Origin of the sequence: Thiorhodococcus drewsii AZ1 (assembly GCF_000224065.1) — a bacterium.
Lineage (GTDB): Bacteria > Pseudomonadota > Gammaproteobacteria > Chromatiales > Chromatiaceae > Imhoffiella > Imhoffiella drewsii.
On record NZ_AFWT01000019.1, the window covers coordinates 60,719 to 85,592 of the forward strand.

Sequence of the window (24,874 nt, forward strand, 5' to 3'; positions counted from 1 at the left end):
ACCCCGTATCATGATTCGCTTCCAAATCCTCCGCGAGTTTTCATTCATGACAGAACATCCCCGCAGTCTGCGGCTCGCGGCCGTTGGCGCCACGGTGCCGGCCATGGTGGCGCTTATGTTGGCTTTGGCTCCGATGATGCCGGCTCGGGCCGCATCCGACGGTCGTGCGCCTATCGTGCTGCCGGCCGAGGATCGCGACCATCTGCTGGAGCAGATGCGCGACTACCTCGTCTATTCCAGCTCGACCCTAGGTGCGCTCGCCGAGCACGACATGGCAAAGGTCCAGGGATTGGCCGAGGCCGTTCGACCGCCGTTGGTACGGGCCAAAATGCTGGCCGGGGATGGCGCGCCAGCGTCCGCAGAGCAGTCGTCCGGGCCGCTGTTGCCGGGGCAGAATCCGGCCCGTTTCCAGCGCATGCGAAGCAATCTGCCCCAGCCATTTCGCCTCATGATGCTGCAGATGCGTCAGGGGATCGCCGAGATCGCCAGCGATGCCGTTGCGGTCTCCGACCCAATGCATACGCTCGGACAGCTGAGCCGTGTGCAGCAGGTCTGCATTGCCTGCCACGCCACCTATCGATTGGAGACGAAAGATGGATCTTGAATCACTGATGTGATGCAGCCTCCGTCAATCGCCTGAGCTCGCCGAAGGCATGCTGAAGTCGTGCTCTTTATCTGTCTGGCTCAACGCCACCAGCCGATTCTCCTTGAGACGCGCTACGAAATAGCCGGTCCTCGGCCTTCTGCGTAACATGAGAACAGTCAGTATGGCTGGGTGCTCGAGATTGGGGGGCACGCCGACCGGAATCGGTCGGCGTCGCTGTCGAATCGAACCCCGTGGTCGACCCGGTCGGACCGGGCGACCGGGTATCGATCGAGGTTCGGTTTGAAGGGGCTGCCAGTGAGCCCCAGGGCGCTGTTTTCGGACGTTGACCTACTTGACCTTCATCCCCGGCTCGGCACCTGAGTCGGGGCTCAGGATGAAGAGATCCTTGCCGCCCGGCCCGGCGGCCAACACCATTCCTTCCGAGACCCCGAAGCGCATCTTGCGCGGAGCCAGGTTGGCAACCATGACCGTCAGGCGTCCTTCCAGATCCTTGGGGTCATAGGCCGAGCGGATGCCGGCGAAGACGTTGCGGGTCTCGCCGCCCAGATCCAGGGTGAGCTGGAGCAGCTTGTCGGCGCCCTCGACCTGTTTTGCCTCGCGGATGAGCGCCACGCGCAGGTCGGTCTTGGCGAAGGTGTCGTAGTCGACCGTCTCGGCGATGGGGTCGCGGGTCAGGTGCGGGTTGGGCTCCGCAGTGGCGGCTGGCGTGCTGTTGGCCGCGCTCAGATCCTCTTTGGATGCCTCCAGCATGGCCTCGATCTGCTTGGGGTCGACCCGGGTCATCAGCGGCTTGAATCGGTCGATCTCGTGCCCGAGGAGCGGCTCGGCGAGTGCGTCCCAGGTGAGCGGCTCGATGCGCAGGAAGGCTTCCGACTCGGCGGCGGTGGCGGGCAGGATGGGACGTAGATAGCCGATCAGGACGCGGAAGAGATTGATGCCCATGGAGCAGATGTCCTGCAGCTCGGCATCGCGTCCCTCCTGCTTGGCGACCACCCAGGGGGCCTTCTCGTCGATGTACTGATTGGCGCGGTCGGCCAGGGCCATGATCTCGCGCACGGCGCGGCTGAATTCTCGCTTTTCGTAGGCGGCGGCGATCGAGTCGCCTGCCGCGACGACGTCGGCGAACAGCTGTGGCTCGGCCAGCGTCGCGGACAGACGTCCGTCGAAGCGCTTGCCGATGAACCCGGCGCAGCGGCTGGCGATGTTGACCACCTTGCCGACCAGATCGGCGTTCACCCGCGCCGTGAAGTCCTCCAGATTGAGGTCGATGTCGTCGACCCCCGAGCCCAGCTTGGCCGCGAAGTAGTAGCGCAGGTACTCCGGGTTGAGATGATCCAGATAGGTGCGCGCCTTGATGAAGGTGCCGCGCGATTTGGACATCTTCTGGCCGTCGACCGTCAGGAAGCCGTGGGCGAAAATGGCGCTCGGCACGCGGAATCCCGCGCCCTGCAGCGTGGCCGGGAAGAAGAGCGAGTGGAAGTAGATGATGTCCTTGCCGATGAAGTGGTACAGCTCGGCCGTCGAATCCTTGCCCCAGAAGCGGTCGAAGTCCAGCCCCTCGGTCTTGTCGCACAGGTTCCGGAAGCTCGCCATGTAGCCGATCGGGGCATCGAGCCAGACGTAGAAGAACTTGCCCGGATGATCCGGGATCTCGAAGCCGAAATAGGGCGCGTCGCGCGAGATGTCCCATTCCTGGAGCCCGGCCGCGAACCACTCGTCGAGCTTGTTCGCGACCTCTTTCTGCAGGCTGCCGCCGCGTGTCCAGTTCCGGAGCATCTCCTCGAAGTCGCCCAGCTTGAAGAAGTAGTGATCGGACTCGCGCTGCTCGGGCACTGCGCCCGAGATCGCCGAGCGGGCATTCTTCAGCTCGGCCGGCGAATAGCTGGCGCCACAGACCTCGCAGTTGTCGCCGTACTGATCGGCGGCACCGCACTTGGGGCACTCGCCCTTGATGAAGCGGTCCGGCAGGAACATCTGCTCGACCGGGTCATAGGCCTGGGTGATGGTCCGCTTGGCGATGTGTCCGCCGTCGCGGTTACGCTCGTAGATGAGCGCCGAGTAGTGCTGGTTCTCGGTCGAATGGGTCGAGTGATAGTTGTCGAAACCGATGCGGAAGGCGGCGAAGTCGGCCTGATGCTCCTCGGAGACGCGCGCGATCAGATCCTCGGGCGTGATGCCCTCCTGGCGCGCGCGCAGCATGATGGGGGTGCCGTGGGCGTCGTCGGCGCAGACGAACCAGCAGTTGTGGCCGCGCATCTTCTGAAAGCGCGCCCAGATGTCGGTCTGGATGTACTCGACCAGATGGCCGATATGGATCGGGCCGTTGGCGTAGGGCAGGGCGCTGGTGATGAGGATGTCGCGGGGCTGGCTCATGGAAGTGCTCGGATGATCTCGACCAAATTGGCGAAGTATCTCACGAGCGGGGATTCGGCGGCGACGTTGGCGAGCGGCGAGAGGATGAGCCCCTGCCCTCCGCTCAGCCTGATCAGTAAGACTTATTAGGTCATAACGCGAGCTTTGTCTGCGTGACCTATTTATACTTCGCAGGACGTCCATGGACCATTTAAGGATCAAGGTATCGCCCATGCTCGCGCTCGAAGCGGAATCCATCGAAATCATCCGCGAGGCCGTCGCGACGGCTCGCAATCCCGTGATGCTCTACTCCATCGGCAAGGACTCGTCGGTGATGCTGCATCTGACCCGCAAGGCGTTCCATCCCGCGCCGCCGCCCTTTCCTCTGATGCACGTGGATACCGGCTGGAAGTTTCGCGCCATGTACTCCCATCGTGAGCGCATGGTGGCCGAGAGCGGCATGAAGCTGATCAGCTATACCAATCCTCAGGGTGTGGCCGAGGGCGTGGGGCCTTTCACCCACGGCAGCAACTATCACACCGACCTGATGAAAACCCAGGCGCTCAAACAGGCGCTCGACACCCACGGGTTCGACCTGGTCTTCGGTGGGGCGCGGCGCGACGAGGAGAAGAGCCGAGCCAAGGAGCGCATCTTCTCCTTCCGCGCGCCTGGACACCGCTGGGATCCCAAGGCGCAGCGTCCCGAGTTGTGGAACCTCTACAACACGCGTATCCGCGAGGGCGAGACGATCCGGGTGTTCCCGCTCTCGAACTGGACCGAGTTGGATATCTGGCATTACATCCACGCCGAGAACATTCCGATCGTGCCGCTCTACCTGGCCGCCGAGCGTCCGGTCGTGCGTCGTGGCGGGCAGTGGATCATGGTCGACGACGATCGCTTCCCTTTCGCCGAGGGTGAGCGGGCGGAGATGCGCCGTGTGCGTTTCCGCACGCTCGGCTGCTGGCCGCTGACGGCGGCCATCGAGAGCGATGCCGACACCTTGGAGGCGGTGATCGCCGAGACCCTGAACGCGCGCGACTCGGAGCGTCAGGGACGCCTCATCGATAGTGACGAGCCGGGCTCGATGGAGAAGAAGAAGCAGGAGGGCTATTTCTGATGACGACGCTACAGGCCACGGACATCTCCACCTTCATCGCCGGTCAGCACGGCAAGGAGACGCTGCGCTTCATCACCTGCGGCAGCGTCGACGACGGCAAGAGCACCCTGATCGGGCGTTTGCTGTTCGAGAGCAAGAGCATCTTCGACGATCAGCTTCAGTCGCTTGAGACCGACTCGCGTCAATACGGCACCCAGGGCGAGCAGGTCGATCTGGCGCTGCTGGTCGACGGGCTGCAGGCCGAGCGTGAGCAGGGCATCACCATCGACGTTGCCTACCGTTTCTTCGCCACCGATCGCCGCCGCTATATCGTGGCGGACACGCCCGGTCACGAGCAGTACACGCGCAACATGGCGACCGGTGCCTCGACTGCCGATCTGGCTGTGATCCTGATCGACGCGCGCAAGGGCGTGCTGACCCAGACACGCCGCCACACCCGCATCGCCGCCATGATGGGCATCCGGCATGTCGTGCTGGCGGTCAACAAGATGGACCTGATCGACTGCGACCGCGCGCGATTCGAGGCCATCGTTGCCGACTATCGCGCCTTTGCCGACGGGCTTGGCTTCGCGAGCCTTCAGTCGATTCCGGTTTCGGGGCTGGATGGTGACAATGTCCTGCATCCCAGCGCGCGTATGTCCTGGTACTCCGGGCCGACCCTGATGGGCTATCTGGATCGCGTCGATGTCGGTCGCGAGGGCGAGCGCTCTGCCTTCCGGCTTCCGGTGCAGTGGGTGAATCGGCCCAACCTCGATTTTCGCGGCTTCTGCGGACGCATCGCCGAGGGTCGCATCGGTGTCGGTGCGGCGGTTCGGGTGCTGCCATCGGGGACGGTGACGCGGGTCAAGGAGATCTGGCTCGGCTTCGACAGTGTCGATGAGGCGGGGCAGGGCGATGCCGTCACCCTGACGCTCGTCGACGAGGTCGATGCCAGCCGGGGCGACGTGCTGGTGGCCGCCGAGGCCCCGGCCGAGGTTGCCGATCAGTTCGAGGCGCGTCTGTTGTGGATGGCCGAGCATCTGATGTCGCCGGGTCGGCAATACCTGATGAAGCTCGCCTGTCGCGAGGTCACGGCGACCGTCACCGAGATCAAGTATCGCGAAGACGTTAACACCGGCGTCCATCTGGCGGCCAAGACGCTCGGCCTCAACGAGATCGCCACGGTCAATCTCTCGACCAGCGCCCCGCTGGTGTTCGAGCCCTATCGGCTCAACCGCACTCTGGGCAGCTTCATTCTCGTCGACAAGCTCAGCTTCGAGACCGTCGGCGCGGGCATGATCGACTTCGCCTTGCGTCGTGCCAGCAACATCCATTGGCAGGCGTTGGAGGTCGACAAGGCCAGCCGGGCACATCTCAAACACCAGACGCCGCGCTGTCTCTGGTTCACCGGGCTGTCCGGCTCGGGTAAATCGACGATCGCCAATCTGTTGGAGAAACGCCTGCATGCCGAGGGGCGTCATACCTATGTGCTCGATGGCGATAACGTGCGACATGGGCTCAATCGCGATCTCGGTTTCACCGAGGTCGATCGGGTCGAGAACATCCGGCGCGTCGCCGAGGTCGCTAAGCTGATGGTCGATGCCGGATTGATCGTGATGGTCAGCTTCATCTCGCCCTTCGTCGGCGAGCGGCGCATGGCTCGGGATCTTTTCGCGCCCGGCGAGTTCGTCGAGGTCTATGTCGACACCCCGATCGAGGAGTGCGAGCGGCGCGACGTCAAGGGGCTCTATGCCAAGGCGCGCGCCGGTGCGCTGAAGAACTTCACGGGTATCGATAGCCCCTACGAGCCGCCCGAGTGTCCCGAGGTGCATCTGCGTACGGCGGAGCAGGGGATGGAGGATTGCATCGATCGGTTGATGGTACTCATCGGCGATTCGGCTTCCGAGCGCTGAGTATGCCGAGCCGGGATGGTTTGACAGTGCCTGTGCGGAGACGCGTGCGATGACATGGGATGCCTGGCTCGCGGTGACGGTGGTCGTCTGCGTGATCGGATCGCTGGCGCTCACCCGTTGGTCGGCCGATCTGGTGCTGGTCGGTGGTGTGAGTCTGCTGCTGCTCGCCGGTGTGCTGACCCCGGCCGAGGCCCTGCACGGGTTCTCGAATGCGGGCATGGTGACGGTCGCCGTGCTCTATGTGGTCGCGGCCGGTCTGCGCGAGACGGGCGCCATCGGCTGGTTGGTGCAGGGTGTGCTGGGACGACCGCGCACCTTGGTGCGCGCCCAGATGCGCCTCATGACGCCGGTCATGGCGATGAGTGCCTTCCTCAACAACACGCCGGTCGTCGCCATGTTTCTGCCGGCGGTCAACGACTGGGCGCGCCGCAACCGTCTGCCGCTCTCGAAGTTGCTCATCCCCTTGAGTTACGCCTCGATTCTGGGCGGGACCTGTACCCTGATCGGCACCAGTACCAATCTGGTCGTGAATGGTCTGATGGGGGCGCACGGTGATCTTCCGACCCTTGGCATGTTCGAGATCGCCTGGGTCGGTCTGCCCTGCGCTCTGGTCGGCATCCTGTATCTGCTGACTGCTGGGCGCTGGCTCTTGCCGGATCGCCGTCCGGTGATGAGCGATCTCGACGATCCGCGCGAATACACGGTCGAAATGCTGGTCGAGCCGGCCAGCCCACTGGTCGGGCGCACGATCGAGGAGGCCGGGCTGCGCCATTTGCCGGGCGTCTATCTGCTCGAATTGGAGCGCGATGGCGAGATCCTGCCGGCAATCGCGCCCCACCAGCGGTTGCAGGCGCGCGACCGCTTGGTGTTCGTCGGGGTGGTGGACTCGGTCGTGGATCTACAGCGTTTTCGCGGCCTGGTGCCGGCCAGCGATCAGGTGTTCAAGCTCGATGTTCCGCGTCCCGAGCGCTTTCTGACCGAGGCGGTGGTTTCGGATACCTGTCCGCTGGTGGGCAAGAGCATCCGCGAGGGGCGCTTTCGCGGGCGTTACGATGCCGCCGTGATTGCCGTGGCGCGCAACGGTGAGCGGCTGCCGGGGAAGATTGGCGACATCGTACTGCGGGCGGGCGACACCCTGCTCATGGAGGCCGACCCAGGTTTCGTCGAGCGCCAGCACAATTCGCGCGACTTCTTCCTGGTCAGCCAGATCCCGGATTCGCATCCGCCGCGCCAGAATCGGGCGCTGACGGCGGTGGCCATTCTGGTAGGCATGGTGACGCTGGTCGCGCTCGGTTGGCTGCCCATGCTGCAGGCCGCGCTGCTGGCGGCCGGGTTGATGCTGGTGACCCGCTGCATCGGTTCCCAGGCCGCGCGGGCTGCGGTCGACTGGAAGGTCCTGATCGCTATCGCCGCCTCCTTCGGGCTCGGACGGGCGCTGGAAGTCACGGGGGCGGCCGGTTTCATCGCCCAATATCTGGTCCAGCTCGCTCAGGGCGATCCCTGGGTGACGCTGGCTGCGATCTATCTGGTGACCATGCTGTTCACCGAGCTCATCACCAACAATGCCGCCGCCGTGCTCATGTTCCCGATCGCGCTCTCGACGTCGCAGACGCTCGACGTCCATTTCATGCCCTTCGCCGCAGCCATCATGATGGCCGCCTCGGCGAGCTTTTCGACTCCGATCGGCTATCAGACCAACCTCATGGTCTATGGTCCCGGAGGCTATCGTTTCTCGGACTATTTCAAGGTTGGCATTCCGCTCAATCTGCTCATGGCGAGCGTCACGATCGGTCTCGCCCCGCTGGTCTGGGGATTTTGAGTTGGCTTATCCTTGCCGTTTTCGTTCTTCGACTGCCCCATTTGCGGCTTGGCGTGCTTGCGGTTAATTCCCTTGTTAAAAGGTCGGTTATCTGTGATAGAGTGCGCGTTTCAGGGTTGAATTAGCATTCGCTAATGCCAAGCTAGCCACGACCCGACGATCTCTCCCATCGGCCGGATCCGCGACGCCAGTCCAGCGTCGGCGGCGTCTCCGACCCGATGGAGCACCAAAACACGTCAACGGAGTTTTGCCACATGTCTGACATCACCAAAGAAGCCGTTGAAGCGGCGATCAAGGGCTATAAGGAGCCCCATCTCGGGCGCGATCTGGTCGCCGCGCATGCCGTCGAGTCGATCGACATCAATGGCGATGCGGTTCGGGTTCAGGTGCGGTTGGGCTTTCCTGCCCAGGGTGTCCAGCAACTTATCGCCGACGCGGTGAAGGCGTGCGTCATGGGCGTGCCCGGCGTCGCCACGGCCGAGGTGAAGGTCGACTGGGACATCAAGGCCCACTCGGTGCAGAAGTCGCTCAAGCCGATCGACAACGTCAAGAACATCATCGCCGTGGCCTCCGGCAAGGGTGGCGTCGGCAAGTCGACCACCGCCGTCAATCTGGCCCTGGCGCTCGCGGCCGAGGGGGCGCGCGTGGGGCTGTTGGACGCGGACATCTACGGACCCTCGCAGCCGCGCATGCTGGGGATCACCGGCAAGCCCGAGTCCAATGATGGCCGCACCCTGGAACCCATGAACAGCTACGACCTCCAGGCCATGTCGATCGGTTTCCTGATCGAGGAGGAGACGCCCATGATCTGGCGTGGTCCCATGGTCACCCAGGCGCTGGAGCAGTTGCTCAACGATACCAACTGGTCCGACCTCGACTATCTGGTCATCGACCTGCCGCCGGGTACTGGCGACACCCAGTTGACCCTGGCCCAGAAGGTGCCGGTTTCGGGTGCCATCATCGTCACCACGCCGCAGGACATCGCCCTGCTCGACGCCCGCAAGGGGCTCAAGATGTTCCAGAAGGTCGAGGTACCGGTGCTCGGCATCGTCGAGAACATGAGCACCCACATCTGTTCCAACTGCGGTCACGAGGAGCATATCTTCGGTCAGGGAGGCGGGGTCTCGATGTCGGACCAGTTCGGTGTCGATCTGCTGGGTTCGCTACCGCTGGATATCCACATCCGCGAGGAGACCGACAGCGGCAAGCCGACCGTGGTCGCCCAGCCGGATTCGCGCATCACCGCCATCTACCGCGAGATCGCCCGCAAGACGGCGGCCAAGCTGTCGCTCCAGGCCAAGGACTACGCCTCCAAGTTCCCGCGCATCGTCATTCAGAACACCTGAGGTAGGTCGCGCCTCGAATCCCACCCGACGGCGCCTTGCGGGCGCCGTTCTGGGTTCTGGGGGGCGTTGCGCCCAGGCCCAAATCCGTTGCCTGGGATGCCTTGCGGGCGGTGGGTCGAGTGTCGATCGGATCGCGGATTTTGCGGGCGACCCCCGCCGCGTTGTATGCTCGCGCGTTATTTTTGTGCGAGGCTACCCGATGGCCATCAAATCCGACCGCTGGATCCGCCGCATGGCCGGACAGGGGATGATCGAACCCTTCGAGCCCACCCAGGTTCGCGAGGGCGATGCTGGGCGCGTGATCTCATACGGTACGTCGAGCTACGGCTACGACGTGCGCTGCGCCGACGAGTTCAAGATTTTCACCAACATCAACTCGGCGATCGTCGATCCCAAGAACTTCGACTCCAACAGCTTCGTCGACCTCAAGTCCGACGTCTGCATCATTCCGCCCAACTCCTTCGCGCTCGCCCGCACGGTCGAGTATTTCCGCATCCCGCGTAATGTTCTGACCATCTGTCTGGGCAAGAGCACCTATGCGCGCTGCGGCATCATCGTCAACGTGACCCCGCTGGAACCCGAGTGGGAAGGGCACGTGACCCTGGAGTTTTCCAACACCACGCCGCTGCCGGCCAAGATCTACGCCAACGAGGGCGTGGCCCAGATTTTGTTCCTCGAATCGGACGAGGTATGCGAGACTTCCTATAGAGACCGTGGCGGGAAGTACCAGGGCCAACGTGGTGTGACCTTGCCCAAGTCCTGAGTGTCGCGGCGCGGTTTGCGCATGGGTTCGGGTTGGCGAAGGTGGGGCGCGTCCGTTCGGACCTGACAGGGAACACCGAGGGAAACCCATGAGGTTCGATCGGCCGACCAAGCTCTTCGTCGTTCTCGGCGGCTTCTTCGTCTGCAACGCGTTGATCGCCGAGTTTCTCGGCGTCAAGATCTTCGCGTTGGAGGATACGCTGGGGCTCGCCCCGCTCGACTGGAATCTCTTCGGTCAGTCCGGCTCGCTGAACTTCACCGCAGGCGTGCTGCTGTGGCCGGTGGTGTTCATCATGACGGACATCATCAACGAGTATTACGGTCGGCGCGGCGTCCGGTTTCTCTCCTATCTGACCGTCGGGCTCATCATCTATGCCTTCGGCTTCGCCTATCTGGCGATCGGTCTGGTTCCGGCCAGCTGGTGGGTCGGGATCCAGTCATCGCGGGGCGTGCCGGACATGCAGGCCGCCTACAGCGTCATCTTCGGTCAGGGGATGTGGATCATTGCGGGCTCGGTGATCGCCTTTCTGGTCGGTCAGTTGCTCGACGTCATCATCTTTCACCGGATTCGACGCCTGACCGGCGAACGTTACGTCTGGGCGCGTGCGACCGGATCGACCCTGATTTCGCAGTGTATCGACAGCTTCGTCGTCCTCTATATCGCCTTCGTGCTGGGGCCTCAGAAGTGGTCGATGGATCTCTTTCTGGCGGTCGGAACCGTCAACTATCTCTACAAATTCATCGTCGCCATTGCCCTGACCCCAGTCATCTATCTGGGACGCTATTTGATTCACGCCTATCTGGGCGACGAGACCGCGCGGACCCTCGCGGATCGTGCGGCCGGGCATGGCCACCCGGATTCGTGACGCACATCTAAAAGACGGATCATTCACGATGATTACGCTTGGTCTTTGCGCTAGAGTGGCCTAAGAGCCAGATTTACAAGCGAGGTTAGGGTCATGATGATTTCGAGCGCCTTACAATCGGGGCTCGCCGGCATGTCGGCCGGCATGAATGGCATGAGTCGCGGCGCGGCCGAGATTGCGAGCAGCCAGCAGATGAACGGGACGGCCAGTCGCGACGTCGCCGAGCCGCTCGTGGAGCAGACGCAGAGCGTGCGTCAGGTCGAGGCGTCGGCGAAGGTCGTGGCTGCCTCCGATGAGGTGCTCGGCACCCTGATCGATGTGATGGCCTGAATGGCCTTTTCGGCTTCCAGCATGCGGGCTGGTTCGAATCAGCCGGCTTGAGTCTGTGTGAGTTCAGGAGCCGATGGCTGGCCCTGCTCTTCCGAATGGGGGCGGTTGGCTGCGAGCGCCGGGTGTCCCTTGCCGCGTCCCTTCTCCACAACCTCTTCGTAGAGTTCGAGCATCCGGTCGGCCAATACCGGCGACGACCATGAGCGCGCGTGTTCCACCGCCTCGACCGAGAGTCGCTCGCGGAGCGATCGGTCGGTGAGAAGACGGATCGCCTTGTTGGCGAAATCCTCCTCGTTTTCCTCGGCGATGAGCGAACCGCGACCGTCTCCCAATACCTCCTTCGTGCCCATGACCGCCGTCGAGACGACCGGCACGCCAAGCGCCATCGCTTCGAGCAGGACCAATCCCTGGGTCTCGGTGCGCGAGGCGAAGATGAAGGCCGAGCCGGCGCTATAGCAATCCTCCAGCGAGCCATCCCGGTCCAGATAACCGGTGAAGAGCGTGTTGTCTTTGAGCCCCAGCTGAACGGTTAGCCGTTCGAGCGGCTGTTGGGCGGGGCCTTCTCCGGCGATTGCCAGCAGCGCGTTCGGGACCTGTTTCACGACACGGGCGAAGGAACGCAGGACGAATTCGATGTTCTTCTCGAATGCCAATCGACTGACATGGACCAGCATGGGCCGCTCCGGCGGAATGCCGTAGCGCTCGCGAAAGCGGCTGCCGTCGCCCCGGCTGAACTGAACCAGTTCGATCCCGGTCGGGATGACTTGGGCGCGGGTCTTGACGCCGTAGCGCGCGAGCACGTCGAGCATCGCCTGCGAGGGTATCGCCAGCGCGTCCACCGCATTGCACTGGGCGGTCGAGAAATAGCGCGCGGCGCCCCGCAGCCAGCGGGACGGAACGAAAGAGACGTAGTGGTGCAGGTACTGCTCGAAGAAGGTGTGATAGCTCTCGACGACGGGGATACCCAATCGCTTTGCCAGTGCCAGACCCGAATAGTGGGCGATGAAGGGGGTTTGAATGTGCAGCAGGTCGAACCCTCGGCTGGCGAGCGAGGCGGTAAGTCCCCGGATTCGGAACGGCTGCAGGATGCGGTCCTCCGGGTCGATCGGCAGGTAGCGCGAGGGTACGCGGATGATCTCGAAAGGTTCGTGTGCGCTGCTGCCATAATCGGGCGCGATGAGGGTGACCTCGTGTCCCTTGGCGACGAACTCGCGTGCAAACGTCTGTATCGACGTCGAAACGCCGGTGACGCGAGGAAAATAGACATCCGAGATCATCAGGACGCGCATAGCGGGATTGACCGGCAGCCGAAAAATCCGCTGATGATACCCTCACCGCCTTCCTATTCGCATCTCGATTGAGGTTTCCCGACATGTCCCATGCTTCTTCAACTTCTGTTCTTCGGTTCGCCTGTCTGGCGGTGGCCGTCCTCTGCGTCGCACCGGTCGCCTGGGCGGAACGCGCCGAGACGGCTCCAGCGCTCTGGGGATACGGCGTCAAATCCTGCTCCGCGTTCCTGGCCGTGGTGCCTCGCGCGGATATCCCGCCCGAACTGATCGACGAGGAGTATTTCCGTTATCGCGAGTGGCTGTCCGGGATGGTCAGTGGATTGAATCTGGTCACTGGGCGCGATGTGCTGCGGGGAGCCCAGATCGATGCCGCCATGAGCCGTATTCGCGCGACCTGCGAAGACGATCCCGGCGATGACTTCTTTAATGCCAGTCTGCGTTTGGTGCGCTCGCTTGGTCAGCTCAAGGATCGGTCTGTCACTGAATAAGTCGTCGAGGCGCGAGCATGAACGATGCTTATTCGTCGAGACGTCTCGAATCGGTTGAGTCGCATGTACCTTTGATCGACGAGCTGTCACGGAATCGTCATTAGTCCTTCATAGAATATCCACGGGCAAAGCAGAGAATATCGGTACCTTTTTTGTACCTATTAGGATTTTCGCTATGAAGAAGACGATGATTGCCGCAGCCGTTGCGTTGGGCGTGGCCTCCCTCTCCACGCAGGCGATGGCCCGCGACAGCATTTACATCGTCGGCTCCTCGACGGTCTTCCCCTTCTCGACCGCTGTGGCCGAGACCTTCGGGCGGACCACGAGCTTCGCGACGCCCAAGGTCGAGTCGACCGGTTCCGGTGGCGGTCTGAAGCTGTTCTGCGCCGGTGTCGGTGTCGACCATCCGGACATCACCAACGCCTCGCGTCGCATGAAGGGCTCCGAGTTCGATACCTGCCAGGAGAACGGCGTCAAGGACATCACCGAGGTCAAGATCGGGTTCGATGGTATCTCCATCGCCAACTCGAAGGCGGCTGGACGTTACAACCTGACGCTTCGCGAGATCTTCCTGGCCCTGGCCAAGGACATCCCGGACGGTAAGGGCGGCTTCATGGCCAACCCGAACCAGACCTGGCATGACGTCAACCCCGATTTCCCGAGCAACAAGATTGAGGTGCTCGGTCCCCCTCCGACATCCGGTACCCGTGACGCCTTCGCCGAGTTGGCGATGGAAGGTGGCTGCAAGACCTTCCCCGAGATCAAGGCGCTGAAGAAGACCGACAAGAGCAAGTACAAGGCGGTCTGTCACGGTCTTCGTGAGGACGGTGCCTATATTGAAGCTGGCGAGAACGACAACCTGATCGTCCAGAAGCTCATCGCCAATCACTCGGCGCTCGGCATCTTCGGTTTCAGCTTCCTCGACCAGAATGGCGACAAGGTGCAGGGCTCCAAGATCGAGGGTGTCGAGCCGACCTATGACTCGATCTCGGATGGTTCCTATCCGATCTCGCGCTCGCTCTATTTCTATGTGAAGGACGCGCACGTCGGCACCATTCCCGGTATCGAGGAATACATCGCCGAGTTCACCAGCGAGAAGGCCTGGGGTCCCGAGGGTTATCTCGCCGACAAGGGCTTGATCGCCCTGCCCGACGCCGAGCGCGCCAGCGTGGCCAAATCGGCCAAGGCGCTCACTCCGATGTCGAAGCCCGAGTAATCCGGGCGCCCGTTCCTGCGGGGCAGGGACGCCTCGCCAGTCGCCGATGGCTCCATGGGCCATCGGCTCTTGTCTTTACGTCACCTGGATACTGATGAACGCCTGGACTCTCATTCTTTTGTTGCTTGCGGTCATGGCCGCAGCCTATAACTTGGGCCGCAAGCGCGCCATTTCGGGCGCCGGTGGTATCGCTCAGATCAAGACGCTGCATTCGCTGCCGGTCTATTACGGTCTCTACGCCGCGCTCTGGGCCGGTATCCCTGCATTGTTGCTGCTGGGGCTCTGGTCGGGGTTTCAGGATCAGATCATTACGGCCCTGGTGTCTTCGTCCCTGCCTCCCGATATCGTGAACGGCTTGTCCGAGGGGCGGATTGGTCTCCTGATCAACGACATCAAGAATCTGGCCACCGGCAATATCGTGTCCTCGACCGTGACCCCGGAGATTCAGGCGGCGGCGGATCAGTTCGCTCGACTCGAATGGATCGCAAGCGGTGCCAAGTGGCTGGTGGTGCTGGCGGTCGCGATCGCTGGTCTGGCCCTCGCGCTTTCACAGACCGCCCCCAAGATGCGCGCGCGCAACCGCGTGGAGACCATCGTCAAGGGCATCATGATTCTCTTTTCCTCGATTGCGATCCTGACGACCCTGGGTATCCTGTTGTCGGTGGTGTTCGAGTCGCTACGCTTCTTCCATAGCATCCCGCCATTGGATTTCTTCCTCGGCATCAACTGGAGCCCGCAGATCGCGCTGCGTGCCGATCAGGTTGGCGCATCGGGCGAGTTCGGAGCCATCCCGCTCTTCACCGGGACCCTGATGGTGTCGGTGATTGCCATGCTGGTCGCCGTCCCCATCGGTTTGATGGCGGCTATCTATCTGTCCGAATACGCCTCGCGCAAGGTGCGCGCGTTCGCCAAGCCGGTGATCGAGGTGTTGGCCGGCATCCCTACGGTGGTCTACGGATTCTTCGCCGCGCTGACCGTGGCTCCATTCGTGCGAGAGCTGGGTGAATCCGTCGGTCTGCACGTCGCCTCCGAGAGCGCTCTGGCGGCGGGGCTGGTGATGGGGGTCATGATCATTCCCTTCGTCTCCTCGCTGTCCGACGACGTTATCAACGCGGTTCCCCAGTCGATGCGCGATGGCTCCTTCGCCCTGGGCGCGACCCAGTCCGAGACCATTCGCCGCGTCATCGTGCCGGCGGCCTTGCCCGGAATTGTCGGCGGGATCCTGCTCGCCGTCTCGCGCGCCATCGGCGAGACCATGATCGTGGTGATGGCCGCCGGAATGTCCGCCAATCTCACGGCCAATCCGCTCGACAGCGTCACGACTGTCACGGTGCAGATCGTCACCCTGCTGACCGGCGATCAGGAGTTCGACAGCGCCAAGACCCTGGCGGCCTTCGCATTGGGTTTGACTCTGTTCATGGTAACCCTGGTCCTGAACGTCATCGCCCTGACGATCGTGCGCAAGTATCGAGAGCAATATGACTAATCCATCCACTCCTTCGGATTCTGTCACGCCGAGGCGTGCTGCCGACATCGTCAATGCCTCGCTGAAGCGTCGCTACGCCAAGGAGCGCCGTTTCCGCTTGATCGGAGCCGCAGCGGTCGGTCTGGGCTTGACCTTCGTGCTGCTTCTCTTCGGCGACATCATCAGCAAGGGCTACACCGCCTTCCAGCAGACCTATATTCAGCTGCCGGTCACCCTGTCCGAGGATTTGATCGACCCCGAGGGCACGCGCGATCCAATGACTCTGGCTCGCGCGGATTACATGACGCCGATTCGCCAGTCGCTGCGCCAGTTCTTCCCCGAGGTGAAGGACCGCCGCACGCGTCGTCAGCTCAACTCCATCATCAGCGTCGGTGCACCTCAGCTCCTCGGGGAAGAGGTGGTCGCGGATCCGGCTCTCGTCGGGACCACCCATGAGTACTGGATCCTGGTCGATGACGACATCGACATGCTGGTCAAGGGCTACATCGACCGCAATGCCCCCGAGTCCGACCGGCGCGTCAATGACCAGGTCATCGGGTGGATCGACCGTCTGGAGCAGGAAGGTCGGGTCGCCAAGCGCTTCAATACCATCTTCTTCACCCATGGCACCTCACGCGAACCCGAGCTCGCGGGAATCGCCGGGGCGCTGATGGGATCCTTCTACACGCTGATTCTGGCGCTGACCCTGTCGTTCCCGATCGGCGTGGGCGCCGCACTCTATCTGGAGGAGTTCGCGCCGAAGAATCGCTGGACCGACCTCATCGAGGTCAACATCAATAACCTCGCCGCAGTTCCGTCCATCGTCTTCGGTCTGCTCGGTCTCGCCGTCTTCATCGGCTTTTTCGGCGTGCCGCGCTCGACGCCGTTGGTTGCCGCTTTGGTGCTGACCCTGATGACCCTGCCCATCATCATCATCTCAAGCCGCGCGGCCTTGAAATCCGTTCCGCCCTCGATTCGCGAGGCGGCGCTGGGTGTGGGCGCTTCCCCCTTGCAGACCCAGTTCCATCACGTTCTGCCGCTGGCGATGCCCGGCATGCTGACTGGAACCATCCTGGGTATGGCGCACGCCCTGGGCGAAACGGCCCCGCTGCTCATGATCGGCATGATCGCCTTCATCGTCGACGTTCCGGGCGGCTTCACGGATCCGGCCACCGTGCTTCCGGTGCAGATCTTTCTCTGGGCCGACAGTCCTGAACGCGGATTCGTCGAGCGCACGTCGGCGGCCATCATGGTTTTGCTGGCCTTCCTATTCCTGATGAACCTGGCGGCAGTTCTACTGCGTCGCCGGTTCGAGCGTCGCTGGTAAGACCGGCGCCGATACACAGAGTTTTGAGGCTTTAGATTTATGAGCACGGTGGTTGAGGTAATGGAAAAGACGACTGGAGCCATGAGCTCCGCCGAATTGGCGGGCGAGCAGCATTCCAGGGCGACGGTTGGCGATTTTACGGTTGCCGACGCACGTATGGCCTGTCGCGAGGTAGAAGTCTGGTATGGCCCGAAAAAGGCGATCAACGGGGTGAGTCTGGATATCGGGAAGAATGAGGTTCTCTCGATGATCGGGCCGTCCGGTTGCGGCAAGTCCACCTTTCTGCGCTGTCTGAACCGCATGAACGACACCATTGATGGCTGTCGGGTTACGGGCTCCATCCTGCTAGATGGGCAGGACATCTACGACAAATCGTTGGATCCGGTGCCGTTGCGGGCCCGTGTCGGTATGGTGTTCCAGAAGCCCAACCCCTTCCCCAAGTCGATCTACGAGAATGTCGCCTACGGTCCGAAGATCCACGGTCTGACCAACAACCGGGCCGAACTCGATGCGCTGGTCGAGAGCAGTCTGCGCAAGGCAGGGTTATGGGATGAGGTCAAGGACCGGCTCGATCAGGCCGGCACCGGGCTCTCAGGCGGTCAGCAGCAGCGTCTCTGCATTGCGCGCACCATCGCCGTGTCTCCAGAGGTCATCCTGATGGATGAGCCTTGCTCGGCGCTCGATCCCATTGCCACGGCGATCGTCGAGGAACTGATCGACGAACTGCGCTCCCAATACAGCATCGCGATCGTCACCCACTCGATGCAGCAGGCGGCGCGTGTTTCGCAGCGCACTGCCTATTTCCATCTCGGCGACCTGATCGAGATTGGAGAGACCAACGATATCTTCACCAGCCCCAAGCACCGGTTGACCGAGGACTACATCACCGGGCGCTTCGGGTGAGTCTTGCGGCGCGGAGTTGAAATGACTGATGAAAATCCTCCCAGAGCCGCCTCCGACCTTGCTGGCGGGCATACTGTCCGTCGCTATGACGAGGAACTCGCCAAGCTGCGCGCCATCATCCTGGAGATGGGCGAGCATGTGGTCGGACAGGCCCGATCCGCCGTGATGGCGCTGGTGGATCGCGATGACAGTCAGGCCTATCGGGTTCTGGATCGCGAGCCGCAGATCGACTATCTGTCCCTGGACGCCGACGAGGAGGTCTTCCGGGTCATCGCGCGGCGCCAGCCGACTGCGGTCGACCTGCGTATCGTGCTGGCGCTTTCCAAGATCGCCAGCGATGCGGAGCGTGCCGGGGATAAGGCAAAGATCGTCGCCGAGCAGGCGCTTGAGCTCAAGAAACTGAGCGGCGACTCGGATTATCTGCGCGATGACCTGAGAGCCGCGCTCGGACGGCTTGAGGACGCGGCCTGCTCCATGTTCGAGCGCAGCATCCGGGCCGTCGTCAATTTCGATGTTGCCCTCTCGTTGGCGATCTTCGAGGACGAGCCGCGTCTGTCCGATGCCTCGACGGAGGTTCGTCATTTGCTTGGCGAGGATGACCAAAAGGGATTGAGTCAAAGGCAGGTCGTGTGCCTGCTCACCTGCGCCCACGGTTTGGTGCGCATTGGCAATCATGCCTCCAACATCGCCGAGCAGGTGATCTACGTCGCCTTGGGGCAGGACGTACGCTATCGCAATCGCGAGATTCTCATCGAGACGTTGCATCACCAAGGATACTAAGGCGATTCCCCTCGTCCCCAGGTGACGCTGGGGGATGCAGCCAGGAAGCGCTGCTGCCCGAGCCGCCGACAACGCTAGCCAATGACCACGATCAAGCTGGGCGCGCAAGGCATGAGGATAAGCGGCTTGAGTTCTCCGCCACTCGACCAGACAATGCTCCTACTTTCACATGTGCCTGATTCCTTGGCGCATCCATTCCCAATAGAGGAGTGTTCTCCATGTCTAGTGAAGGCTATCACGAGCCGATCGATGAATTGTCCGACGAGACCCGCGACATGCATCGGGCGATCGTCTCGCTGATGGAGGAACTGGAGGCCGTCGACTGGTACAACCAGCGTGTCGACGCCTGTAAGGACGAGGATCTAAAGGCGATCCTCGCCCACAATCGGGATGAAGAGAAGGAGCATGCGGCCATGGTGCTGGAGTGGATTCGCCGCAAGGATTCGACCTTCGACAAGGAACTCAAGGACTATCTCTTCACCGAGAAGCAGATCGCCCACCATTGATTCACGGCCGCCAGCCACCAGCCGCCAGCACACTCTTGCTGGTAGCTGGTAGCTGGTAGCTGGTAGCTGGTAGCTACTTCTCTCGCGGATAGGGCCAGGCCATGATGCCGCCTTCCATCACCTTCACCTGCGTCCAGCCATGCGCCTGCAGGATGGCCGCCCCCTCATAGCCGCGCAGCGAGATCTTGCAGTAGAGGATGATCTCTCTGTCCTTGTCGGCCGGCAACTCGTCCAGTCTGCCGCGTATCGCCCCCAGAGGGATCAGGGTCTCGCCGATTCCGAGTCGCATCTCCTCGAATTCCTGCGGACTGCGGGTGTCCAGGATGAAGCAGTTGGACCCGCTGTCGACCCGTTGCTTGACCTCCGTGACCGAAACTCCCTTCATGTGTCCGAGCAGCTTGTTCTCTAGGACGTGCGCGGACACGATCACGTGGTCGAGTGCGAGCGAGTAGGGCGGTGCGTAGGGCAGGTCGGCATTGGAGAGGTCATCCACGGTCAGATTGCCTCGGATCGCCATAGCCACAGTGGCGATGCGCTTGCTGCCGTCGCCTGGGCCGATGCACTGGAAGCCCAGCACCCTGCCGCTCTTACGGTCAGCGATCATCTTGCTGATGAGCAGCTTGCCCTGCATGTAGCCGGGGATGTCGAGACCCGAGACGGTCGCCGTTTCGATGTCGAATCCGGCCGCGCGTGCGGCGGCCTCGCTCAGTCCGGTGAAGCCGACGGTGAAGTCGAAGATCTTGCAGATCCCTGTGTGGATGATGCCGGGGAAGCTCGCGCTGCCGGGCTCGATCAGGTTCCGGCCGATCACGCGTCCCTGCAGGTTCGCGATGTCGCCAAAGGGTGCGCGGAGCATCTCTCCGGTGATGAGCGAGCGGCATTCCACGCAGTCGCCTGCGGCATAGATGTCGGGATCCGAGGTCTGCATCTGGTCGTTGACCGCGATGCCGCCCTTGGCGCCGATCGTGAGTCCGGCCTCGCGCGCCAGTTCAATGTTGGGTCGCACGCCGACCGCGATTACCGCCAGCTCGCAGGGCAGCTCGGTGCCGTTGTCGAGCTTCACGCCCGACAGCTTGCCGTTTTCGCCGAGGAAGGCGGCCACGCCGTTGTGTGTGATGATGTCCGCCTCCTTGGAGCGGACATGATTCTCGACCAGCTTGGCCAGATCCGGGTCCAGGAAGGGCAGGATCGACGCGGTCTTCTCGATGACCGTGGTCTGGATACCGGCCAGGTGCAATGCCTCGCACACCTCGAATCCGATCAGTCCACCGCCGACCACGACGGCCTTGGTCACCTTGCCCGCGTCCCGCACCGCGCGCAGCGCATCCGCGTCGCCCAGGCTGTGGAGCGTGCGGATGCCCTCGAGGTCGCTGCCCGGTACTGGCGGATAGAGCGGCGAGGCGCCGGTTGCGATGACCAGTCGGTCGTAGGGCAGGGTTTTGGTCTCGCCGCTCGGCAGATGGCGGCAAGTGACGGTCTTGGCGTCGCGGTCGATCGACAGGGCTTCGGTTTGCACCAGCGCCTCGATCCGCTTGGCCTTTTCAAAAAAATCGGGGTCTCGAACGATACCGGCCGGGGTGCAGATGAGCTGGTTGCGGTCGTCGAAGAAGCCGCCGATGTAATAGGGGTAGCCGCAGGAGGCCATGGAGAGGTCGGCTTCCTTTTGGATCAGCGTGATGGAGGCGTGCTCGTCCATGCGGCGTGCCTTGGCGGCGGCCTTTGGACCTGCGGCGGAACCGCCGATGACGAGGATTTTGAGGGGTTGCGAGGGCATGGAGGGAATCCTTGTTCGAAGCGGAAATGGGAGATGCCGCCGATGATTGCGGGGTGCGCGACCCTGATCGGCGGCATCCCCTAGTGTGCGGCGATTGTCGCTGGACTGATTTGAAGATTCGCAAGATTCATCGTCAAGCGTCCCGACATTCGTGCGTGTCTTGAGGGCTAGCGTGCACTTTGCCTCTGGAATTTCCTGCTCAGGGCGATGGTTCCAGGTCGAACAGCTGCTCCAATAGCGCACGCTCCTCTTGATTCAGATCCAGCAGGATGCTCGGATCCGAGCCGGCGGCCTTTAGGAAGTCGATGCCGGTGCGGAAGATGCGCAGCGGCAGCCGGAAAGCGTCGCTGTCCTGGCCCGCCTCCTCCCAGGCCGAGGCCCAGGTCTCCAAGTTGTCCGGGCTTGGCAGGTCGGGCGTGTTGGCATGCAGTTCGCCCAGATGTCGCACGAGGGCATCGCCGAGCTGGCTGATGGCGTCGGCATCGCGGTAGATCTGGAACAGATCGCGAATGCGTTCGCGACGCATTGTGGGTTGCAGGCTGCTGTCAAAGAAGGCGTGGATGATGCGCGTGGAGTCGCCTCGATAGGCTGGTGTTACGCTGATGCCGACCCGCAGGCCATCGCGCAATGTGGCGATGGCTTGATCCCATCGCCCCGTTGCGACTCGGAGTGCCGCCAGCGTAAGGTGTGATTGAACAAGACTTTTCGGCGCAACTCCTTCCACGCGCAGCACTGCCTCGACGTCTCTTTCAGCGGACGCTGTGTCGAGTCGGATGGAATAGATTAAACCCCGGACTAATAGCGCCATTGCTACGAGCTCTGCAGGCGCGTTTGGTAGCTCGATAATCGTGCTTAGATCGTCGGTCGCCTTGTCGAGGTCTCCCAGCTGTACATAGGCCATCCACCGTCTGAGGTATGCGAAGGTGATCAACTGGGCCGGAGCCTGCGGTATCTCGACAGCGGCACTGTAGTCCGTGATTGCCTTGTCGAGATTTCCGAGCTGTTCATAAGCGCCCCCCCGACTGACGAGGACCCTGGCGACATCCTTGGCAACCATCCGCGATTGCGCCAGAGCAGCGTCGAGCTGTCTTATCGCCTGAACCGGATCTTTTTTCTTGAGATGAACCTCAGAGGCGAGAAGCCGGGCAGAGACCTTGATTCCGATAGACTGACCACTGTTCTCATCAGTGATCTCTTCAAGGGTACGCAGCGCCTCGGAATCCTCGCCCTTCGCCCAATATCCGCAGGCCAGTGCCAGTTCCTCGCACTCCTCGGCATAGGTCTCGATCCGCCCTCCCCATTGCGCCCTCCCCGCCTCGTCCAGTTCGGCATGGAATGCGTCCACCAGTAATCGCGCGCGCAGATTGCCCTTGGCGGCGTTCGCCGCGATGGCGGACGCGAGATAGGTTCGTGCCATCGAGTCGGTCTTGCCGTCGGCGAGTCTGGCGTTCAGTTCGCGCCCGTCGTACCAGACGCGCAAGAAGTCCACCAATATCCTCAACGGACCCTGGTTCTGGTTCTCCTTGACCTCGACGCAGATGCGCATCATCGGCTCGGCGATCTCGTACAGCGATTCGCGCCCACGCTGGGCGGACTGGACGTAGCCCTTGCCGCGCAGATCCTTGAGCTGGCTGGAGACGGTCTGCTGGCTGGCGAACAGCCGGCGGGCGATCTGCTTGACCGGGGTGGGTCGGTCCTGGGTGCAGAGGAATTCGACGATCTTGCGCTGCTGGGCCGGCAGCCAGCGGATGCGCTCCTGATAGTAGGGCGTCATCTCATCGACCATCTTGGCGAAAGGCTCCACCAGTGCCTCGATGCTGTCGCGATTGATGAACTGGGACAGGACGATGTAGATGCGGTGTTTGCCGCCCGAGAGATGATGCAGTGCGCGGATGCGCGAGCGACCGGTCGCGCTCTTAAGGAAGGAGACGACGTCGCTCTGACCATTGAGCTGGGCGATGTTCTGGAGCAGCTCGCGGGCCTGCTCGATCGACAGGGGTTTCAGGTGCTCGGTCTGGAAGAAACCGAAGAAGGCGCTTTGGCGTTTGGCGATATCGTCGACGAGACGCTGGGCGGTGGCCGCCAGCGAGAGCACCGGGTGCTCCTGGATGAAGCCGCGCAGTTGCTGTTGACCGGCCTGGCCCAGCCCCTCGAAGAGTGCGTCTAGGTTTTCTACCAGGACCAGCAGAGTGCGCGCTTGCAGGGTCGTCAACAGCAGTTGGGCCAGCGCGCCTTCAGCCTCATTGGGCGTCAGGTCGAACAGAGGCTCCAGCGCTTCGGGTGTGAATTCCTCAGGGTAGCGTTTGCTCAGGGCCTCGTAGACGCGACGCAGCAGCTCCAGCAGGCTGGTGCTGGTCTCGTCCTCGTTGAGCCAGGCGATGCGCAGCCGATCGTCCAGGGTCCGGTCCTGTCCGAGACGATGGGCCAGCAGCGTGATCAGATGGGTCTTGCCAGTACCTCGCGGCCCGACGAAAAGCAGATGGTGTTTGCTGCCCGTGGTGGCGCTCTCGCGCACGCGTTCGACGGCATCTTCGATCAGCGCCTGACGCTGCACCGTGATGGCCTCCAGATCCTCCGGCGACGTACGGCTGGGGGTGAAGACGGACAAGAAGGCTCGGTCGTTCATGGCATGCGGCTCCGGTGCGCCATCAGAGTCCGCGCGCCAACCGCCACCAGCGCTGCAGCAGCGGGAAGCGGAAGCGGTAATGGCCGTTGGAGTCACGTGACAGATAGTGATCCTGCTCCATGAGTCGGAGCAGATCGATGAGTCGCTCGCGGTCATCCAGAGTGCCTGCCGCCCGGCCTTCGGCCAGCAGATCATTGATGGAGACGGCGATGGGTTCCGCGCCTGAGGCGCGGGCCGCGATGCCGTCGAGGATTCCGAGCACTGCCCGCTCCAAATGGGCGCCGTAGTAGTCGGGGATTCGGCTCCTGTAGTGACCGAGCTCCCAGGGGTCGTTGGCGTCGAGCACCTGACTGACCACGACCTGCTCGGCGAGTGCCGGGTCCGCTGTCGCGGCGCCGGGAGCGCGCTTCAACGCCTTGACGATATGGTGGATATAGAAGGGGAAGCCGTCGGCGAGCTGGGCGATGGCTGCAGCCGTTTCATACGGAGATGGCGCGCGGATCCGTTCGCCCTCGATCAGTCTGGCCGCCAGTTCGTGTGCCGGCTCGGCATCCAGCGGGGGCACCTCCAGCGGGTAGGTGTCGTTGAGCGGGGAGTTGCTATAGCTCTGACGCTTGAGGGCCGCGATGACGTGGTGCAGACCGATGGAGCCGGTCAGCACCATACGCAGACCTGCGGCACCGTGCGTTTGGCGGAGCGCGCGCAGGTTGTCCAGCACGGCCATGGCAACCGGCTCGCCTTCCTGCTTGCGGATGCTGTCGAGCATGAAGGGCATCTCGTCCCAGAGGAAGAGCGGGCGCTCGTCGTTGCGCGCTCGTTCCTGCACCAGGTCTTGAATGGCGCAGTTGAGAATGTCCTGCCAGGGTGCCTCTGCTCCGAACTCCGGAAGCTTGAGAATGCCGCCCACTTCGGTTCCGCCGAGCGTTTTGAGGAACGCGTGGCTCCGTCGGGCGATTCTCTCGCGACCGGACAGAAACCGATCCACCTCGCGGTAGACCGATAGCGCGAATTCCCGCGCGCTGTGATAGCGCTCCAGATCCTGAAAGATAGGCACCCAGCCGGACCGTGGCTCCGCACGCATCTTGAGGATGATGGTGGTCTTGCCGATGCGCCGCTCGGCGGTCATGCGTATGGATTGTTGCTCCAGCGTGTCCCAGATCTGCTCGATCAGTAGATCACGCCCGACGACCTCCGCGAGGTCGATTTGGCCGCCTGGATTTGCCTTCATGCCGAGATCCTGTTTGGATGAGCTGCGGCAATAGTACGTCAAAAAAAACGTACGTCAATTTTTACGTATGTTTAGGTGTTCTTGCCAGCCAAGGCTGGGCAGTCTCCAGAACACAGCTTTGCCGTCTGATGTGCGTCGTTACTCGTCGCGCCACGATAGGTTGGTTCGTTCGAGGAAGTCG

The 24,874-nt window shown here is 62.5% G+C and carries 20 protein-coding genes; 15 read left to right on the top strand and 5 right to left on the bottom strand.

Annotated elements, in window-relative coordinates; translation table 11 throughout:
• Window positions 1-46: 46 nt before the first annotated feature.
• Window positions 47-604, top strand: coding sequence for a hypothetical protein (locus THIDRDRAFT_RS13965; RefSeq protein WP_139058742.1), 558 nt, complete (start codon window positions 47-49; stop codon window positions 602-604).
• 330 nt (window positions 605-934) lie between these two features.
• On the opposite strand, the gene metG is transcribed toward THIDRDRAFT_RS13965, so the two are convergent.
• Window positions 935-2,980 (bottom strand): methionine--tRNA ligase, encoded by a 2,046-nt coding sequence (gene metG / locus THIDRDRAFT_RS13970; protein WP_007041510.1) that lies wholly within the window; start codon window positions 2,978-2,980, stop codon window positions 935-937.
• Window positions 2,981-3,161: 181 nt separating this feature from the next.
• Between metG and cysD the strand changes: the two genes are divergently transcribed.
• The 7 genes from cysD (at window position 3,162) to THIDRDRAFT_RS14005 (ending at window position 11,091) form a co-directional block, all read left to right on the top strand.
• Entirely contained in the window at window positions 3,162-4,076 is a 915-nt protein-coding gene (gene cysD / locus THIDRDRAFT_RS13975; protein ID WP_007041511.1) for a sulfate adenylyltransferase subunit CysD, read from the top strand.
• Entirely contained in the window at window positions 4,076-5,968 is a 1,893-nt protein-coding gene (gene cysN / locus THIDRDRAFT_RS13980) for a sulfate adenylyltransferase subunit CysN (RefSeq protein WP_007041512.1), read from the top strand. The genes cysD and cysN overlap by 1 nt, the downstream gene beginning before the upstream one ends.
• A gap of 49 nt (window positions 5,969-6,017) precedes the next feature.
• On the top strand, window positions 6,018-7,787 hold the full coding sequence (locus THIDRDRAFT_RS13985) for an SLC13 family permease (RefSeq protein WP_007041513.1): 1,770 nt from the start codon (window positions 6,018-6,020) through the stop codon (window positions 7,785-7,787).
• Window positions 7,788-8,041: 254 nt separating this feature from the next.
• The gene (gene apbC / locus THIDRDRAFT_RS13990; RefSeq protein WP_007041514.1) at window positions 8,042-9,133 is read left to right on the top strand and encodes an iron-sulfur cluster carrier protein ApbC; all 1,092 of its coding nucleotides are present in this window, start codon (window positions 8,042-8,044) and stop codon (window positions 9,131-9,133) included.
• 199 nt (window positions 9,134-9,332) lie between these two features.
• Window positions 9,333-9,896, top strand: coding sequence for a dCTP deaminase (gene dcd / locus THIDRDRAFT_RS13995; protein WP_007041515.1), 564 nt, complete (start codon window positions 9,333-9,335; stop codon window positions 9,894-9,896).
• Between the two features lie 88 nt (window positions 9,897-9,984).
• The gene (locus THIDRDRAFT_RS14000) at window positions 9,985-10,761 is read left to right on the top strand and encodes a queuosine precursor transporter (protein ID WP_007041516.1); all 777 of its coding nucleotides are present in this window, start codon (window positions 9,985-9,987) and stop codon (window positions 10,759-10,761) included.
• Between the two features lie 93 nt (window positions 10,762-10,854).
• Window positions 10,855-11,091, top strand: coding sequence for a hypothetical protein (locus THIDRDRAFT_RS14005; protein ID WP_007041517.1), 237 nt, complete (start codon window positions 10,855-10,857; stop codon window positions 11,089-11,091).
• A 38-nt stretch (window positions 11,092-11,129) separates the two neighbouring features.
• Here the strand turns inward: THIDRDRAFT_RS14005 and THIDRDRAFT_RS14010 are convergent, their stop codons facing one another.
• On the bottom strand, window positions 11,130-12,380 hold the full coding sequence (locus THIDRDRAFT_RS14010) for a glycosyltransferase (protein ID WP_007041518.1): 1,251 nt from the start codon (window positions 12,378-12,380) through the stop codon (window positions 11,130-11,132).
• A gap of 83 nt (window positions 12,381-12,463) precedes the next feature.
• On the opposite strand from THIDRDRAFT_RS14010, the gene THIDRDRAFT_RS14015 reads away from it, so the two are divergent.
• The 7 genes from THIDRDRAFT_RS14015 to THIDRDRAFT_RS14045 all read left to right on the top strand — a co-directional run bounded on the left by THIDRDRAFT_RS14015 (window position 12,464) and on the right by THIDRDRAFT_RS14045 (window position 19,065).
• Entirely contained in the window at window positions 12,464-12,868 is a 405-nt protein-coding gene (locus THIDRDRAFT_RS14015) for a hypothetical protein (protein ID WP_007041519.1), read from the top strand.
• 175 nt (window positions 12,869-13,043) lie between these two features.
• Entirely contained in the window at window positions 13,044-14,084 is a 1,041-nt protein-coding gene (locus tag THIDRDRAFT_RS14020; RefSeq protein ID WP_007041520.1) for a substrate-binding domain-containing protein, read from the top strand.
• 94 nt (window positions 14,085-14,178) lie between these two features.
• Window positions 14,179-15,570: a phosphate ABC transporter permease subunit PstC gene (pstC, locus tag THIDRDRAFT_RS14025; protein WP_007041521.1), complete on the top strand. Its 1,392-nt coding sequence runs from the start codon at window positions 14,179-14,181 to the stop codon at window positions 15,568-15,570.
• On the top strand, window positions 15,563-16,876 hold the full coding sequence (gene pstA, locus THIDRDRAFT_RS14030; RefSeq protein ID WP_007041522.1) for a phosphate ABC transporter permease PstA: 1,314 nt from the start codon (window positions 15,563-15,565) through the stop codon (window positions 16,874-16,876). Before pstC ends, pstA begins: the two co-directional genes overlap by 8 nt.
• A 39-nt stretch (window positions 16,877-16,915) precedes the next feature.
• Window positions 16,916-17,779, top strand: coding sequence for a phosphate ABC transporter ATP-binding protein PstB (gene pstB, locus THIDRDRAFT_RS14035; protein WP_007041523.1), 864 nt, complete (start codon window positions 16,916-16,918; stop codon window positions 17,777-17,779).
• A gap of 21 nt (window positions 17,780-17,800) precedes the next feature.
• Window positions 17,801-18,559 carry a phosphate signaling complex protein PhoU gene (gene phoU / locus THIDRDRAFT_RS14040; RefSeq protein WP_007041524.1) on the top strand — a complete coding sequence of 253 codons (759 nt, stop codon included), beginning with the start codon at window positions 17,801-17,803 and terminating at the stop codon, window positions 18,557-18,559.
• 218 nt (window positions 18,560-18,777) lie between these two features.
• The gene (locus THIDRDRAFT_RS14045; protein ID WP_007041525.1) at window positions 18,778-19,065 is read left to right on the top strand and encodes an encapsulin-associated ferritin-like protein; all 288 of its coding nucleotides are present in this window, start codon (window positions 18,778-18,780) and stop codon (window positions 19,063-19,065) included.
• Window positions 19,066-19,138: 73 nt separating this feature from the next.
• Here the strand turns inward: THIDRDRAFT_RS14045 and THIDRDRAFT_RS14050 are convergent, their stop codons facing one another.
• The 3 genes from THIDRDRAFT_RS14050 to THIDRDRAFT_RS14060 form a co-directional block, all read right to left on the bottom strand.
• Window positions 19,139-20,839, bottom strand: coding sequence for an FAD-dependent oxidoreductase (locus THIDRDRAFT_RS14050; RefSeq protein ID WP_007041526.1), 1,701 nt, complete (start codon window positions 20,837-20,839; stop codon window positions 19,139-19,141).
• 199 nt (window positions 20,840-21,038) lie between these two features.
• Entirely contained in the window at window positions 21,039-23,465 is a 2,427-nt protein-coding gene (locus tag THIDRDRAFT_RS14055; protein ID WP_007041527.1) for an ArsR family transcriptional regulator, read from the bottom strand.
• A 22-nt stretch (window positions 23,466-23,487) separates the two neighbouring features.
• Complete coding sequence (locus tag THIDRDRAFT_RS14060) at window positions 23,488-24,693, bottom strand: hypothetical protein (RefSeq protein WP_007041528.1); 1,206 nt, start codon at window positions 24,691-24,693, stop codon at window positions 23,488-23,490.
• Window positions 24,694-24,874 lie beyond the last annotated feature (181 nt).